This is a genomic window from Streptomyces sparsogenes (assembly GCF_001704635.1).
Taxonomy (GTDB): Bacteria; Actinomycetota; Actinomycetes; order Streptomycetales; family Streptomycetaceae; genus Streptomyces; species Streptomyces sparsogenes.
The window spans coordinates 97,139-111,232 of sequence record NZ_MAXF01000060.1 but is presented as its reverse complement, the minus strand read 5'-3'; the positions used below and the strand labels follow the sequence as shown (position 1 = coordinate 111,232).

General features: G+C 73.1%; 14 protein-coding genes. 7 read left to right on the top strand and 7 right to left on the bottom strand.

Annotation, left to right across the window (positions count from 1 at the left end):
• Positions 1-1,079 (bottom strand): phosphatase PAP2 family protein (locus tag BBH68_RS13145; RefSeq protein WP_065961967.1); only part of this gene is annotated, 1,079 nt, incomplete at its 3' end.
• Positions 1,080-1,350: 271 nt separating this feature from the next.
• Entirely contained in the window at positions 1,351-2,028 is a 678-nt protein-coding gene (def, locus tag BBH68_RS13140) for a peptide deformylase (RefSeq protein WP_065961933.1), read from the bottom strand.
• A 74-nt stretch (positions 2,029-2,102) separates the two neighbouring features.
• Between def and BBH68_RS13135 the strand changes: the two genes are divergently transcribed.
• The 3 genes from BBH68_RS13135 to BBH68_RS13125 all read left to right on the top strand — a co-directional run bounded on the left by BBH68_RS13135 (position 2,103) and on the right by BBH68_RS13125 (position 5,670).
• Positions 2,103-2,711: a helix-turn-helix domain-containing protein gene (locus BBH68_RS13135; protein WP_065961930.1), complete on the top strand. Its 609-nt coding sequence runs from the start codon at positions 2,103-2,105 to the stop codon at positions 2,709-2,711.
• 73 nt (positions 2,712-2,784) lie between these two features.
• Positions 2,785-4,188, top strand: coding sequence for a serine hydrolase domain-containing protein (locus BBH68_RS13130; protein WP_245738038.1), 1,404 nt, complete (start codon positions 2,785-2,787; stop codon positions 4,186-4,188).
• A 195-nt stretch (positions 4,189-4,383) separates the two neighbouring features.
• Positions 4,384-5,670 carry an SGNH/GDSL hydrolase family protein gene (locus tag BBH68_RS13125; RefSeq protein WP_065961928.1) on the top strand — a complete coding sequence of 429 codons (1,287 nt, stop codon included), beginning with the start codon at positions 4,384-4,386 and terminating at the stop codon, positions 5,668-5,670.
• A gap of 31 nt (positions 5,671-5,701) precedes the next feature.
• Here the strand turns inward: BBH68_RS13125 and BBH68_RS13120 are convergent, their stop codons facing one another.
• Complete coding sequence (locus BBH68_RS13120; RefSeq protein ID WP_065961922.1) at positions 5,702-6,154, bottom strand: GNAT family N-acetyltransferase; 453 nt, start codon at positions 6,152-6,154, stop codon at positions 5,702-5,704.
• 10 nt (positions 6,155-6,164) lie between these two features.
• A complete protein-coding gene (locus BBH68_RS13115; protein WP_065961921.1) occupies positions 6,165-6,653 on the bottom strand; it encodes a MarR family winged helix-turn-helix transcriptional regulator in 489 nt (162 codons plus the stop codon).
• Between the two features lie 144 nt (positions 6,654-6,797).
• Between BBH68_RS13115 and BBH68_RS13110 the strand changes: the two genes are divergently transcribed.
• Positions 6,798-8,021, top strand: coding sequence for an MFS transporter (locus BBH68_RS13110; RefSeq protein WP_065961916.1), 1,224 nt, complete (start codon positions 6,798-6,800; stop codon positions 8,019-8,021).
• A gap of 47 nt (positions 8,022-8,068) precedes the next feature.
• On the opposite strand, the gene BBH68_RS13105 is transcribed toward BBH68_RS13110, so the two are convergent.
• Positions 8,069-8,629, bottom strand: coding sequence for a DUF2269 family protein (locus BBH68_RS13105; protein ID WP_065961912.1), 561 nt, complete (start codon positions 8,627-8,629; stop codon positions 8,069-8,071).
• A 130-nt stretch (positions 8,630-8,759) separates the two neighbouring features.
• Between BBH68_RS13105 and BBH68_RS13100 the strand changes: the two genes are divergently transcribed.
• The 3 genes from BBH68_RS13100 to BBH68_RS13090 all read left to right on the top strand — a co-directional run bounded on the left by BBH68_RS13100 (position 8,760) and on the right by BBH68_RS13090 (position 12,444).
• Positions 8,760-9,392: an HAD family hydrolase gene (locus BBH68_RS13100; RefSeq protein ID WP_065961910.1), complete on the top strand. Its 633-nt coding sequence runs from the start codon at positions 8,760-8,762 to the stop codon at positions 9,390-9,392.
• 333 nt (positions 9,393-9,725) lie between these two features.
• Positions 9,726-11,276 carry a globin domain-containing protein gene (locus BBH68_RS13095; RefSeq protein ID WP_065961908.1) on the top strand — a complete coding sequence of 517 codons (1,551 nt, stop codon included), beginning with the start codon at positions 9,726-9,728 and terminating at the stop codon, positions 11,274-11,276.
• Positions 11,277-11,520: 244 nt separating this feature from the next.
• A complete protein-coding gene (locus BBH68_RS13090; protein WP_065961963.1) occupies positions 11,521-12,444 on the top strand; it encodes a pyridoxamine 5'-phosphate oxidase family protein in 924 nt (307 codons plus the stop codon).
• A gap of 95 nt (positions 12,445-12,539) precedes the next feature.
• Here BBH68_RS13090 and BBH68_RS13085 read toward each other — a convergent pair whose 3' ends face one another.
• Together BBH68_RS13085 and BBH68_RS13080 are read right to left on the bottom strand one after the other, a co-directional pair.
• Positions 12,540-13,025, bottom strand: coding sequence for an NUDIX domain-containing protein (locus BBH68_RS13085; RefSeq protein WP_065961961.1), 486 nt, complete (start codon positions 13,023-13,025; stop codon positions 12,540-12,542).
• 41 nt (positions 13,026-13,066) lie between these two features.
• Positions 13,067-13,963: a LysR family transcriptional regulator gene (locus BBH68_RS13080; protein WP_065961905.1), complete on the bottom strand. Its 897-nt coding sequence runs from the start codon at positions 13,961-13,963 to the stop codon at positions 13,067-13,069.
• Between the last annotated feature and the right edge of the window lie 131 nt (positions 13,964-14,094).

Below are 14,094 nucleotides of genomic sequence, written 5' to 3'. Positions count from 1 at the left end.
ATCTGGATTCCCGCGCGGTTCCAGCCGCGGTCGAACGAGCGCAGCGCCGCTTCGATGGTGAGGGCGAACACCACGCCGGCGATGAGGTCCACGCCGTAGTGGTAGCCGAAGCCCAGGGTCGCAGTGAGCGTGGCGACCAGCCAGAAGGTGCCCGCGAACCGCAGGGCGCGCGGGCCCTTGCGGGAGTGGATGAAGATCGCGGTGGCCCAGGCGGTGTGGAGGCTGGGCATGCAGTTGCGGGGGGTGATCTCGTCGTACAGCACCGGGTGCGGGGGGCTGATCGGCGGGGGCGTGTCCGGCCACAGGTTGGCGATCGCCCAGTGCTCGCCGCCGGTGCCGAAGGCGCCGGTGCCGTAGGCGAAGATCGGTCCGACGACCGGGAAGATCATGTAGATGGCGGGCCCGACGACGCCTATGACCAGGAAGGTGCGCACCAGATGGTGGCGCGGGAAGCGGCGCTCGACCGAGACCTTGCGCAGCTGGTACAGCGCGACGACGACCGCGGCGACGGCGAGCTGGGCGTAGACCCAGTCGAGGAGGTGGGTGCCGATCGGACCGGTGGCCCTGACCAGCCGGCCGACCAGCCAGGACGGGTTGCCCAGCGCGTGGTCGGCGGTCGCGAGGTACGGGTCGAGCACCATGGGGCGGGTCTTCGAGGTGATGAGGAGCCAGGCGTCGCCGGTCTTGCGGCCGGTCACCAGCAGCAGGCCAAGACCGACGCCCTTCAGCAGCAGGGCGCGCTCATTGCCGGTGCGCCGCGTGAGAGCGATGACCGCACAGCCGAGGACCACCCACAACGCGCCGTTGCCGAAGCTCATCTTGGCGTCGACCGCCCACCGCACCAGCACGAAGACGATGTCGATGCCGATCGCGACGCCCAACGCGATGAACCGCTGCCGCCAGGTGAGCACCAGCATCATCAGCCCCATGCTGGCGTACAGCAGAAAGCCGGATTTGGGGGCGAATATCACCTCTCGCGCCTGGCTGGTCATCGGCCCGGGGAGGCCATAGTGGCGTGCGGCGATCTCCAGCGCGATGAGGAATCCGAGGGTCACCACACCCGCCGTGGCCCACAGTATCGCCCGCGGTTGGCGCCACGCGGCGAGCGTGAATACGCGGCTTATTCGGGAAAAGACCCGCGATGCTATAGGTATCAATTTTTCGGCCGATTTGCTAGGTGTTGGTCAAATAGGTGACTCATCGTGCTGGATGGCATGGTTTTTCCGGTGAAGCGCGGGCGATGGGGGCGATTGTCCTGGGCCCGAGCATGCTATCGGAGCGGTCCCTGGCGGTTTTGGGCACGCGGGACGGCGGCAAGCGGGGCGGCGACAGTGAGAGGTTGGCGTTCCGTCAGGACGCCGAATACCGCGCCCCGAAGGCCGCGGCCTTCTTCTCGCGTCGGGCGAAGACGTCCTCGCGGCGCGCGGCCATCTGCCGCAGGGCGTCCTTGCGGTCCCGCGCGGACAGCCGGTCGAGATAGAGATGTCCGTCGAGATGGTCGATCTCGTGCTGCAGGCACCGGGCGAAGTAACCCGTCCCCTCGATCACCAGGGGGTTGCCGTCCTTGTCGCATCCGCGCGCGACGGCGCGATCGGGGCGGGGGACCGCCATGGTGGCGCCGGGCACGGACAGACAGCCCTCGGTGTCGTCGACGAGCCGGCGCCGGCCTGGGTCGGGGAGCTCGAGCACCGGGTTGACGAGGTGGCCGACATGCCGGACTCCGTCGTCGTCCGGGCAGTCGTAGACGAACAGCCGCAGGTCGACACCGACCTGATTGGCGGCGAGACCGGCGCCGTCGGCCACGTACATGGTCAGGAACATGTCGTCGATCAGGGCCGAGAGCTCGGAGGTGCCGAACTCGGTCACCTCGCGGCAGGGGTGGCTCAGCACCTCCTCGCCCACCGCCGTGATCCGGCGCACCGAACCCCGCTCGGCCTCCGGGAGCAGCCGCGGACAGGAGTCGACCGGCTCGCCCTGGAGACGGACTCGCCGGTCGATGGCGCGAGGTCGGTCCTGACGGTCGGACATCGCTGTCTCCCTTTCCTCTCGGGCAGCCATGGATCCGGTTGCCAAACTCTTTGCAAAGTAGCAGACTTTGCAAAGTGACTGAAGAAGACCTCACCGACCCGCCCCGCCGCTCCCCGCAGGCCGGTGAGGGGCTGCGCGAGCACGAGGTCCGTACGGCCCTGCTGGAGCTGCTCGCCGAAGTCGGCACCGTCACGGCGACCGAGGCGGCCGCCCGGCTCGGCTACAGCTCCGGGCTCTGCTCGTTCCATCTGCGGCAGCTCGCACGCCACGGCCACATCGAAGAAGCCCCTCACAGCGGGGGCCGCGCCCGTCCCTGGCGCCTGCGGCGGCCGGCTCCCGCGGCGGGTCCGGCCGCGGAGGACTTCGGGGACCTGGCCCGCGGGCTGGAGGACGAGAGCTGGCGGCGCTGGCTCGGCCGACGGGACCAGGTCCCGGCCGAATGGCGCCACGACGAGGCCTTCAGCGCCGTCGCCTATCTGACGCCCGAGGAGATGAGCCGGGTCGCGGACGTGATCCGGCGGGCCCTCGCCCCCTATCAGGACCGTGAACAGCGCCCCCTGGCCCGCCCCGAGGGCGCCGCACCGGTCGCCCTCATCACACGGCTGTTCCCCCTCCTTCCCCACCCGGCGGACGATGCGGGCCGGGCCGGGGAAACCGGGGGCGGCGGCTCCCGGCCCGCCTGAGCATGCGGCTCCCGGCCCGCCTGAAATGGCGCATCGGCCCCTGCGCCCGACCCGCCGGACGTAGGGTGCGGGCATGATCGCGCCCATGGAAGAGCCCGCGCAGCCGCTGCCCGCCACCCGACGTGCCCTGCTCCGCCGGATCGCCGTCGGCCAGGCCGAGGGCCGCGCGCCCTCCCTGGTGGGCGCGGTGGTACGGGACGGACGGCTGTGGTGGGCCGGGGCGCGCGGCGAGGTGGCCGGGCAGGCGCCCGACGGCGGTACCCAGTACCGCATCGGCTCCCTCACCAAGACCTTCGTGGCGGTGCTGGTGATGCGGCTGCGCGACGAGGGACTGCTTTATCTCGGCGATCCGCTCTCCCGTCACCTGGATGTGCCCGAGGCCGGGGACGCGACCATCGCCCAGCTGCTCGCCCACACCTCGGGCCTGGCGGCGGAGGCGCGCGGCCCGTGGTGGGAGCGCACACCGGGCGAGCTGCGCCCCGAGACGGCCGACATCTTCGGCGAGAGTCCGCTGCGACACCCCGCCGGCCGCCGCCACCACTACTCCAACCCCGGCTTCGCGCTGCTGGGGGCGCTCGTCGAGCGGCTGCGCGGTGCGCCCTGGGACGAGGTGCTGCGGCGCGAGGTGCTGGAGCCGCTTGGGATGGCGCGCACGTCGCCGCTGCCCCGCGCCCCGCACGCCGAGGGCTGGGCGGTGCACCCCTGGGCGGATGTGCTGCTGCCCGAACCCGCCGTGGACACCGGCCGGATGGCCCCGGCCGGACAGCTGTGGTCGACCGCCGCCGACCTGGCCCGGTACGCCGCCTTCCTGATGGACGGGGACCGGCGGGTGCTCGACCCCTGGACGCTGGCCGAGATGCGGGCCCCGGCGGTCGCGCCCGAGGGCGACGAGTGGGACGACGGCTACGGGCTCGGCATCCAGCTGGCCCGCCGGGACGGTCGGCTCCTCATCGGCCACACCGGCTCGATGCCGGGCTTCCTGGCCGCCCTGTGGGCGAGCCCCGAGGAGGGGCTGGCCGGGATCGCGCTGGCCAACGCCACCTCCGGGCCCGCCGTCGGGGCCGTCGCGGCTGATCTCGTGCGGATCGCGGCCGAGCACGAGCCCCCGATGCCCGCGCCCTGGCGCCCGCTGTCCGAGGCCGATCCGGAGCTGGTGGCGCTGACCGGGCCCTGGTACTGGGGCCCCACCCCCTTCCTGCTGCACCTGCGTCCCGAACGGGGGCTCGAGCTGCGCCCGTTGAACGGCAGGGGGCGCGGCTCCCGGTTCCGGGCGGAGCCGGACGGCACCTGGACCGGGCTCGACGGGTACTACGCGGGCGAGACGCTGCGCGTGGTGCGGGGCGCGGGCGGTGGTCCGTACGGTGCCGACAGCGTCCATCTCGACCTGGGGACCTTCGTCTTCACCCGGGAGCCGTACGAGGCCGACGGCGCGGTGCCGGGCGGGGTGGACCCCAAGGGGTGGCGCCCGGGGGCCTGAGGCGCCGGGCGTGAGGCGCGGGGCGTGAGGCGGGGGGCGTGAGGCGCGGCCCGGCGGTGGGCGGCGCGCGTGCCTGACCCCGGCAGTGGTACGCACCGCCGGGGGCTGGGTGGCCCGCGCGAGCCGCCGCAGGCTGATCTCCTCAGCTCAAGTGCGGCGGGCCCCGGGCCCGCCCCGTTTCGAAGGAGATCCGCCGTGCGCTCTTCAGCGCTTCGCGTGGGTGCGTCCCTGCTCGCCCTGACCGCCGCCCTGGCCGCCTCCGGCTCCGGTTCCGCCGCGGCCGCCTCCGATTCCGCGGCCGCCTCCGGTTCCGCCGCCCGGCCCGCGGCCGCCTGGTCGGCCGGGTGGGCCGCCCCCGTCCAGCGGCCCAGCGAGGGTTTCGAGGACAACTGGTCCCTCAAGGGCTTCGCCGACCAGACGGTGCGCCAGGTGGTGCGGGTGACCGGCGGCGGCACCGCCGCCCGGATCAGGCTGTCGAACCGGTACGGCGCCGAGCCGCTGCGGATCGCGGGCGCGACCATCGCCCGGAGCGCGGGCGGCGCGGCGGTCGAGGGCGGGAGCCTGCGCCGGCTGACCTTCGGGCACCGGGGGGCGGTGACCATCCCGGCGGGTGGCGAGACGGCCAGTGACGCGGCGCCGGTGCGCGTGGCGCCCTTCGAGTCGCTGACGGTGACGCTGTACTTCGCCGAGCCGACCGGTCCGGCCACCTTCCACGCCCAGGCGTACGCCACCAGCTACCGCGCGGAGGGCGACCACGGCGCCGACCGCACGGGCGGGGCGTTCACCGAGACCACCCACTCCTGGTACTACCTCTCGGACGTGGAGCTGTCCGGCGGTACCGGGCGGCGCGGCTCCGTGGTGGCGTTCGGCGACTCCATCACCGACGGCTTCGGCTCCTCCTACGACGGCAACAAGCGCTGGCCGGACCGGCTGGCGGAGCGCCTGGCGGCGGCGGGCACCCCGCGCCCGGTCCTCAACTCCGGCATCGGCGGGAACCTGCTGCTGCACGACTCGCCCTGGTACGGGGACCGGGCGGGCGCGCGGTTCGGGCGCGATGTGCTGGACAAGCCGGGCGTCAGGTCGGTGATCCTGCTCCAGGGGCTCAACGACATCGGGTTCAGCGAGGTGGACCTGCCCACCTACAAGCCCAATCCGCAGGTCTCGGCCGAGCAGGTGATCGCCGGCTACCGCGATCTGATCGCGCGGGCCCACGCGCGGGGCGTCAGGGTCGTGGGCGCGACGATCCTGCCGTTCAAGGGCGCGGAGTACCACACGGCGCGCTCCGAGGCGAAGCGCGCGGCGATCAACGAATGGATCCGTACCTCCGGGGAGTTCGACGCGGTGGTCGACTTCGCGGAGGTCATGGCCTCGCCCTCGGACCCGCTGGCGCTCGACCCGGCGTACGACAGCGGGGACCACAAGCACCCCAACGACGCGGGCTACCGGCGCATGGCCGAGGCGATCGACCTCGACGCGCTCTAGACCGACCTCGGCGCCCCCTGGACGGCCGGAGTCAGAGAGCGAGCTTGAATCCCACGTGCGAGGCCTCGAAGCCGAGGCGCTCGTAGAAGCGGTGGGCATCGGTCCGGGTCGCGTCCGAGGTGAGCTGCACCAGCACGCAGCCCTCGCGGCGCGACTCGTCGATGGCCCACTGGATCAGCTGGGTGCCGAGCCCGCTGCCGCGCTCGTCGGCGTGGACGCGGACGCCCTCGATGATCGAGCGGGTGGCGCCGCGTCGGGACAGGCCGGGGACGACGGTGAGCTGGAGCGTGCCGATGACGCGGCCGTCCCGTACGGCGACGACGAGGCGCTGGCCCGGGTCGCGGGCGATCCGCTCGAACGCGGCCCGGTAGGGGGCCGGGTCATCCGGGGACTCGCGCCGGGCGCCGAGCGGGTCGTCGGCCAGCATGGCCACGATGGCGGGGATGTCGTCGGCGGTCGCGGGGCGGATCTCCAAGTCGCTCATGGCGCGCAGCCTACGCGGGGGCCCACAGCCCTTCGACGGCCGCCACCAGCGGGGCCAGCTCGGGCCGTGCGGCGGCGTCCCGGAGGGCCTCGCGCAGCGCCGCGTCATTGGTGGGGCGGGCCTGTTCGAGCAGGTCACGGCCCGCGGGGGTGACGTTGGTGTAGATGCCGCGGCGGTCGTCCGGGCAGATGTAGCGGGCGAGCAGGCCGCGGTCCTCCAGCCGGGTGACCAGGCGGGTGGTGGCGCTCTGGCTGAGGACGACGGCGTCGGCGAGCTGGCGCATCTGGAGATGCCCGCCCGGGCCGTCGTGCTGCTCGTTGAGCACGTTGAGCACCGAGAACTCGCGGACGCTCAGCCCGTGCCGGGCCTGCAGCGCGCGCTCGACGTGGGTCTCGATGCGGCCGTGGAGGGCGGACAGGGCGCACCAGCCCTGGGCGAGGGCGCGCCCGCCGGTCAGCGGCCCGCACGACAGCGGCTCGTCGGTCTGCGCATCCGGCATGGGTCCCTCCTTGGGTGTCGTCCCGACCAGGGTAGTCCACCCGTCGAAAAAGTCGGCGCTTGCAATTAGAGCGCGTCTGCAATTATTGTCTACGCGTCAAAACATTCCGCGCAATCATCGTCATCGTTCCAAGGGACTCCAGACATGCCTCTCGCCCTGCTGGCGCTTGCCATCGGCGCCTTCGGCATCGGCACGACCGAATTCGTGATCATGGGACTGCTGCCCGAGGTGGCCGACGAGTTCCATGTCTCCATCCCCACCGCCGGCTACGCGACCACCGGCTACGCCCTCGGCGTCGTCCTCGGGGCCCCGCTGCTGACCCTGCTCGGTACCCGGCTGACCCGCAAGCGGATGCTGACCACGCTGATGGGCCTGTTCATCGCGGGCAACCTGCTCTCGGCGCTCGCCCCCGCCTTCGTGCTGCTGCTCGCCGGCCGGGTGCTCGCCTCGTTCGCACACGGCGCCTTCTTCGGCATCGGCGCGGTGGTCGCCGCCGACCTGGTCGCCCCCCACAAGCGGGCCCAGGCCATCGCCACCATGTTCACCGGCCTGACCGTCGCCAACGTCGTCGGCGTGCCCATGGGCACCTGGATCGGCCAGACCTTCGGCTGGCGCGCGTCCTTCCTCGCCGTCGCCGGCCTCGGCGTGCTCGGCCTGGCCGGCATCGCCGCCCTCGTCCCCAGCACCCCCGGCCCGGCCGCCGCCCGCCTCGGCCAGGAGCTCGCGGCCTTCCGCAACCCGCAGGTGTGGCTGGCGATGATCATGACGGTGCTCGGCTTCGGCGGGGTCTTCGCCGCCATCACCTACATCACGCCGATGATGGTGGACGTGGCCGGCTACGGCGCCTCCTCCGTGACCTGGCTGCTCGTCCTCTTCGGCCTCGGCCTGGTCGGCGGCAATCTGATCGGCGGCCGCTATGCCGACCGGGCGCTGATGCGGATGCTGTACATCACCCTCGGCGGACTCGCCGTCGTCCTCGCGGCGTTCACCTTCACCGCCCACAACAAGGTCGCGGCCGCCGCCACCCTCCTGCTGGTCGGGGCCTTCGGCTTCGCGACCGTGGCGCCGCTGCAGAAGCGGGTCATGGACCAGGCGCCGGACGCGCCGACGCTCGCCTCGGCGGCCAACATCGGCGCCTTCAACCTCGGCAACGCCCTGGCCTCCTGGCTCGGCGGGATCGTCATCTCCGCCGGGATGGGCTACACCGCGCCCAACTGGGTCGGCGCCCTGATGGCCGCCGCCGCCCTCGGCACCGCCGTGCTCTCGGCCGCGCTCGAGCGGCGCACCACGCGCACCGGGCGGATCGTCGCCGCGGGCGGCGCGCCCGCCCCCGACGAGGCGAGCCGGGAGACGGCGGCGCTCCGCTGACCGGCCCCTCCCGGCCCCTGGCCCCCCGGCCCTCGCGCGGCCTCCCGTCACACCTGTGAGCGGGCGGTGGCGCGGGGGCCGGGGCGCGTCCGGGCGCCCGACGGGCCCGAGCCGGCGCGCATCCGGCGGCCGCGCGCCGTGAGCCCCCACGGCTTGAGGACCGAGATCGCGGTGAGGAAGACGTACACCCCGAGCGCCACCGAGGGCGCGATGACCAGATCGGTGGTGGCGGGCACGGCCCGGCCCGCCGAGGCGTCGGCCGCCGCCGAGTCGATCTCGGCGCGCAGGGCGAGGACGGACGCCCCGGCCGCGGGCAGCGTCAGCCAGAACTTCGTCACCACCCAGCGGTGGCGGGCCAGCCCCCACGGCGTGCCGAGCGACAGCACCACCCCGCTCACCAAGGACGCCAGGCTGATCGGCACGATCAGCCAGTCACCGAAGATCTTCATGGCGCGATACGCGGCCTCGGCGGTGTCCGCCGACCCGGAGGCCGCGCCCGCGACGCCGAGCGCGAGCAGACAGAGGGTGAGCCCGAGCCAGCCGACCGAGACGACGACATGGACGACGAGAAGGACCCTGCGGGCGGGGCGGGAGAGGTTCGGCTGCATGCCTCCACGGTGGGGCGCGACGGTCCGTACGGCGTCTGACGGCGGGAGTATCCGCGGGTACTCCCGCCGTACGCCCGCCGCTCCCCTGGTCTCCTGCCGCACTCCTTGGCACGGCCTAGGCTCGGCTTCCATGACCAGACTGCATCTGTTCGACCTGGACGGGACGCTCATCCACGGGTCGGCCGCGGCCGTCGAGATATCCCGTCAGCTCGGGGTGGAGCGCGAGATCGACGCGCTGGAGCGCGCGTTCGCGCACGGGCGGCTGACGACCGCGCAGTTCGCGGAGCGGGCCTGTGCGCTGTGGGGGGAGTTGACGGAGCGGCATGTGGCGGCGGCGTTCGAGGGGGCGCCCTGGCTGGTGGGGATCCGCGAGGTGTGGGCGGACATCACGGCGCGCGGCGAGCGCTGCGCGGTGATTTCGCTCTCCCCGGGGTTCTTCGTGGAGCGGCTGCTGGAATGGGGAGCCCACGCCGCGCACGGGTCGCGGTGGCCGGCCGTGCCGTTCCGCGAGCCGCTGGATCCGGAGGGCATCCTCACCCCGGCGGCGAAGGTGCGTATCGCCGATGAACTGTGCGCGAAGTTCGGGCTGAGCAGGGCGGACTGTGTCGCTTACGGCGATTCCATGTCGGACGCCGAGCTGTTCGCCGTGGTGCCGTTCTCGGTCGCGATCAACGCCGACCACCATGTGAGCGAAATCGCATCCTGCGGCTATACCGGGCGCGATCTGCGGGAGGCCTACGAATTGGCTGGTAACTACCGGTAATTACGCTGGTTCCTGGGTGTAACGGAGTCGCTGGACTTGGGGCTTGTGAATTCATCGGGGCCGGGTAGGGTCGGGTCCCGGGTCCGGCGCGGGCGCCTGCCGCGGGGCTTACATCGGGGCAATCCAGCCTAACGGAACACGGGTGCCGTTACCTGGAGTTCCGGCTATGTGTGCTGCGCGGCGAACGAGCATGGCATGCTGCCCGTGAGAAGTACGGGGCGGGCCATCCGGACCAATCTCACATGAACCAGGGGCACAGAGCGGGGAATTGCGGGCACATTCCGGCTTCGGAAGTGCGAAGACCGACAGAAAGACGTTCGAGGCGAGGCAACCATGGACGCTCCGACCACCACGTCGTCGGCCGGCAACGACGGCACTGGCGGCACCGGCGGAAGCAGTGGCGACTGGGGCTGGTTCACCCCGAGCAGGAAGCGGGACGAGGACGCGCCCCAGGGCCCGGACCAGGAAGCCGACCGGAGCGCGCCCAGCCGCCCGGTGAACCCGATACGGCCGGTCGGCACGGGCGCCGAGCGCCGTCTCCCGGCCCCGGCACCGGCCCCGGCGCGGGCCGGGCAGTCCGAACCGCCCTCCCCCGGAGCCGGGGCGCCCCCCGCCGGGAATCCGCCCGCCGGGAATCCGCCCGCGCGGGAGGGCGAGGAGCACCAGCGCCCGACCGAGACGCCCGGCGCGCAGGACGTACGGCCGGCCGGCCTGTTCTCCGACGGGTCGGCGGGCCTGTTCTCCGACGACCGGACCGCCTCCCTCGACGCGGTCCTCATCCGCCGCACGATGGCCGAGATCGAGCCCATCGCGGACAAGGTCACCTCGTACTTCTACGCGCTGCTCTTCGTCCAGCACCCCTATCTGCGGCCGCTGTTCCCCGCCGCCATGGACTCCCAGCGCGACCGGCTCTTCCGCGCCCTGCTGACCGCCGCCAAGCTGGTGGACGACCTCGACATCCTCACCGAGTACCTCTCCGGGCTCGGCCGCGGCCACCGCAAGTACGGCACCCGGCCGGAGCACTACCCGGCCGTCGGCGAGTGCCTGATCGGCGCCCTCACCCGCTACGCCACCGGAACCTGGAGCGATGAGACCGAGGGCGCCTGGGTCCGCGCGTACACCACCATCTCGCAGATCATGATCGACGCCGCCGCCGAGGACGAGCTGCGGGCGCCCGCGTGGTGGCAGGCCGAGGTCGTCGGCCATGAGCTGCGCACCCCGGACATCGCCGTGGTCACCGTGCGCCCCGACCAGCCGTACCCCTTCCGCGCGGGCCAGTACACCTCCCTGGAGACGCCCTGGTGGCCACGGGTGTGGCGGCACTACTCCTTCGCCTCGGCGCCCCGCGCGGACGGGCTGCTGTCCTTCCACGTCAAGGCGGTGCCGGCCGGCTGGGTGTCCTCGGCGCTGGTGCACCGCGCCCGGCCCGGTGACGTGATCCGCCTCGGCCCGCCGGCCGGCAAGATGACGGTCGACCACTCCACCGACAACGGCCTGCTCTGCCTGGGCGGCGGCACCGGCATCGCGCCGATCAAGGCCCTCGTCGAGGACGTCGCCGAGCACGGCCGCAACCGGCCGGTCGAGGTCTTCTACGGCGCCCGCAGCGACCACGACCTCTACGACATCGACACCATGCTGCGGCTGGCCCAGACCCACCACTGGCTCTCGGTCCGCCCGGTCGTCTCCGACGGCCCGACGAACGGGCTCAGCGGCCGGCTTCCGGACGCCGTCCGCCAGTACGGCCCGTGGAACTCGTACGACGCCTACCTGTCCGGGCCGCCCGGGATGATCCGCAGCAGCGTGGACACCCTCAGAGGCATCGGGATCCCGTCCCACCGCATACGTCACGACGCCATCGAGGAGCTGGTCACGGCCGGGGACTGACGCGGCGACGAGCGGGCGGAACGGACTGCGACACGGCGGGGGGCCGGGACGCAGAGCTGAGGAGAAGGGGAACTGGGGGGCCGGGAGAGCAGTACTTCACTGACTCGGGCGATCGCGGGATGAGGGACGAGTGAGCGTGGACGACGTCGAGCACGAGCGGGCGACGGCGGAGCGGGCGACGACGGTGAGGGCGGCGACGGCACTGACCGCGCCGGCCGGCGCCCCGATGGACGAGCTGGACGCCATGAGGCGTCCGGGCAGCGACGGCGAGCACGCGCTGCAGCGGCGCCTGGGCACGGTCCACCGCGCCGAGCGCTTCTACGACGAGCAGGTGCTGGACCGGCTCAACGACCGGATGCGGGAGTTCGTGGGCCGGCAGGAGATGTTCTTCCTGGCGACCTCCGACCGGCACGGCGAGTGCGACAGCACCTTCCGGGCCGGGCCCCCCGGATTCCTGCGGGTGTTCGACGACAAGACCCTGGCCTACCCCGAATACCGGGGCAACGGCGTCCTGGCCAGCCTCGGGAACATCGAGGAGAACCCCCACCTCGGGATTCTCCTGATCGACTTCATGCGCGACCGGATCGGCCTGCACATCAACGGCCGGGCGCGAGTGGTGGCGGACGCCGAGATGCGCGCCGCGCACCCCGACCTGCCGGTGGATCCGGTGCCGGGGCGGCGGGCCGTGGTGTGGGTGGAGGTGACGGTCGAGGAGGCGTACATCCACTGCGCCAAGCACATCCCGCACCTGCAGAAGGTGCCCAACCAGCGGCGGCACGCCGCCCCGGCGGGCGCCCCCGGCACCGGCACCGACGCGGGGACCAGGGCCGACGCGGGCACGAGGACCGACGCGGGAACCGGGAGCGGGGTGGGGGACGGCGACGGGAACGGCAGCGTGAACGGCGCCCCCGCCGACCGGGACCGCGACTGGGGCACGGACGACGTCAAGCGCAAGGGCGGCGACTTCTTCGGCGCGGCCGCCGATGTGCGCGAGGGCCGGCGCGCCCCGGTGACCGTCCGGGAGCAGGAGCAGGACGACGCACCGGCCCGGGGCCCGGTGCCCCCGCGCCCCGAGGAGTGGCAGCGGGAGGCCGAGCGCGTGCTGGCCAGGGCGCGGGAGCGGGCGCCGGAGGGAGCCGGGCAGCCGTTCAGCGGCTGGTTCCGGTAGCGGACTCCGGTAGCGGGCGGGCCCGGGGCCGGTGGCGGCCGGCTTCTGGCCCAGCAGCGGGCGGCGACGGGCGCCAGTGGTGGCCGGCGGCGGGATCAGCCGAGGTCGTCGGCGAGCAGCGCCAGCACGCCCTCGACATTCGCGTCGAGATACGCGCGCAGCGACGGCGGCACCACCCCCACCGAGGCGATCCCCTCCCGGGTGAACGGCACCCGCACCACCTCGTACTCCCCGCAGGGATCATCCACCTCGGGGCCATGGCGCCGCGACAGGTCCATGGACCCGAGGCGGCACACGAAGAAGTGCTGCACCTTCACGCCGGGCGAGTTCGCGTCGGGATGCGGAACGGTGTCGACGAAGGCGGGCACCACGTCCGTCACCTTGGCGCCGAGCTCCTCGTCGACCTCGCGGTGCAGCGCGTCGACGACCGTCGCGTCCTCGGGCTCCACGCCACCGCCCGGCGTGATCCAGTACGGCGCCTCGCCGGGCTTGGTCCGCTTGATCAGGACGAGCCGGGGCTCGGTGTCACCGTCGAGCAGGATGGCACGGGCGGTGCGCTTGACCACTGGTCGTTCGGTCATGGTGGACATCTGCCGCATGTGTCGCCCGGTGAAACCCCGTCTCACCAGTCAACAGCGGAGCGCAGCAGCCACTCGTGCGCCCGCGCGATGTGCGGCAGGGCCAGCGCGCCCGTCCGGGTCACCAGGAAGTAGGTGCGCAGCGGGGGCACCGGCGGGTTGAGCAGGGCGACGACCCGGCCCGCGTCCAGCGCGTCCATGCACAGATAGCGCGGCAGCACGCCGAGCCCGACGCCCTCCGCGACGCAGGTGAGGACCGCCCGCAGGTCGGGCGCGATGACCGTGCCGGCGGTGATCGGCGGAGTGTCGAAGACGGCCGACCAGTAGCGGGTGATCAGCGGCAGGGTCTCGTGGACCTCGACGACCGGCAGCCGCTCCAGCGCGCCCACGCCCTTGACCTGTAACACCGCGGGGCCGCCGAGCCGGGCGGCCCAGCGCGGGGCGGCGACCAGCACGTGCTCCTCGTCGCAGAGCGGGACCGCGGCCAGCAGCCGGCCGCGCGGCCGGGCGGTGGCGACGGCCAGGTCGTGGTGGCCGGCGGCCAGCCCCTCGAACAGCTCCTCGGGGCCGCCGAACGAGCACCGCACCGCAAGCCCCTGGTTGATCAGCGGGGCGAGGGCGGGCAGGACGCGCAGCGCGGTGAACTCCGGGGGGCCCGCGAGGTGGAGGGTGCGGTTGGCCGAGCTGTCGTCGAGCCCGGCCTCGGTGATCTCGAGCAGCGCGTCGAGGTGGGGCGCGGCCTTGTGGGCGAGTTCTTCGCCGACGGTGGTGGGGACGACCCCGCGCGCGGTGCGCAGGAACAGGGGGCGGCCGAGCTGGCGCTCGAGGGTGCGGATCTGGCCGGTGACGGCGGGCTGGGAGAGTCCGAGGAGGGCGGCGGCGCGGGTGAAGGACCCGGCTCGGTGAACCGTGACAAAGGTGCGTAAGAGGGCCAGATCCATGCGGTTCCCCTCCGCTCGACGCACCCCTGCCGCAGGCCAACTATAAATATGCCGATAGGTCCATGTCGCTACTGTGATTGGACACTGACGCTGAGTCAACTAGCCTTGTTCAAGCGGTTCTCCACGAGAGA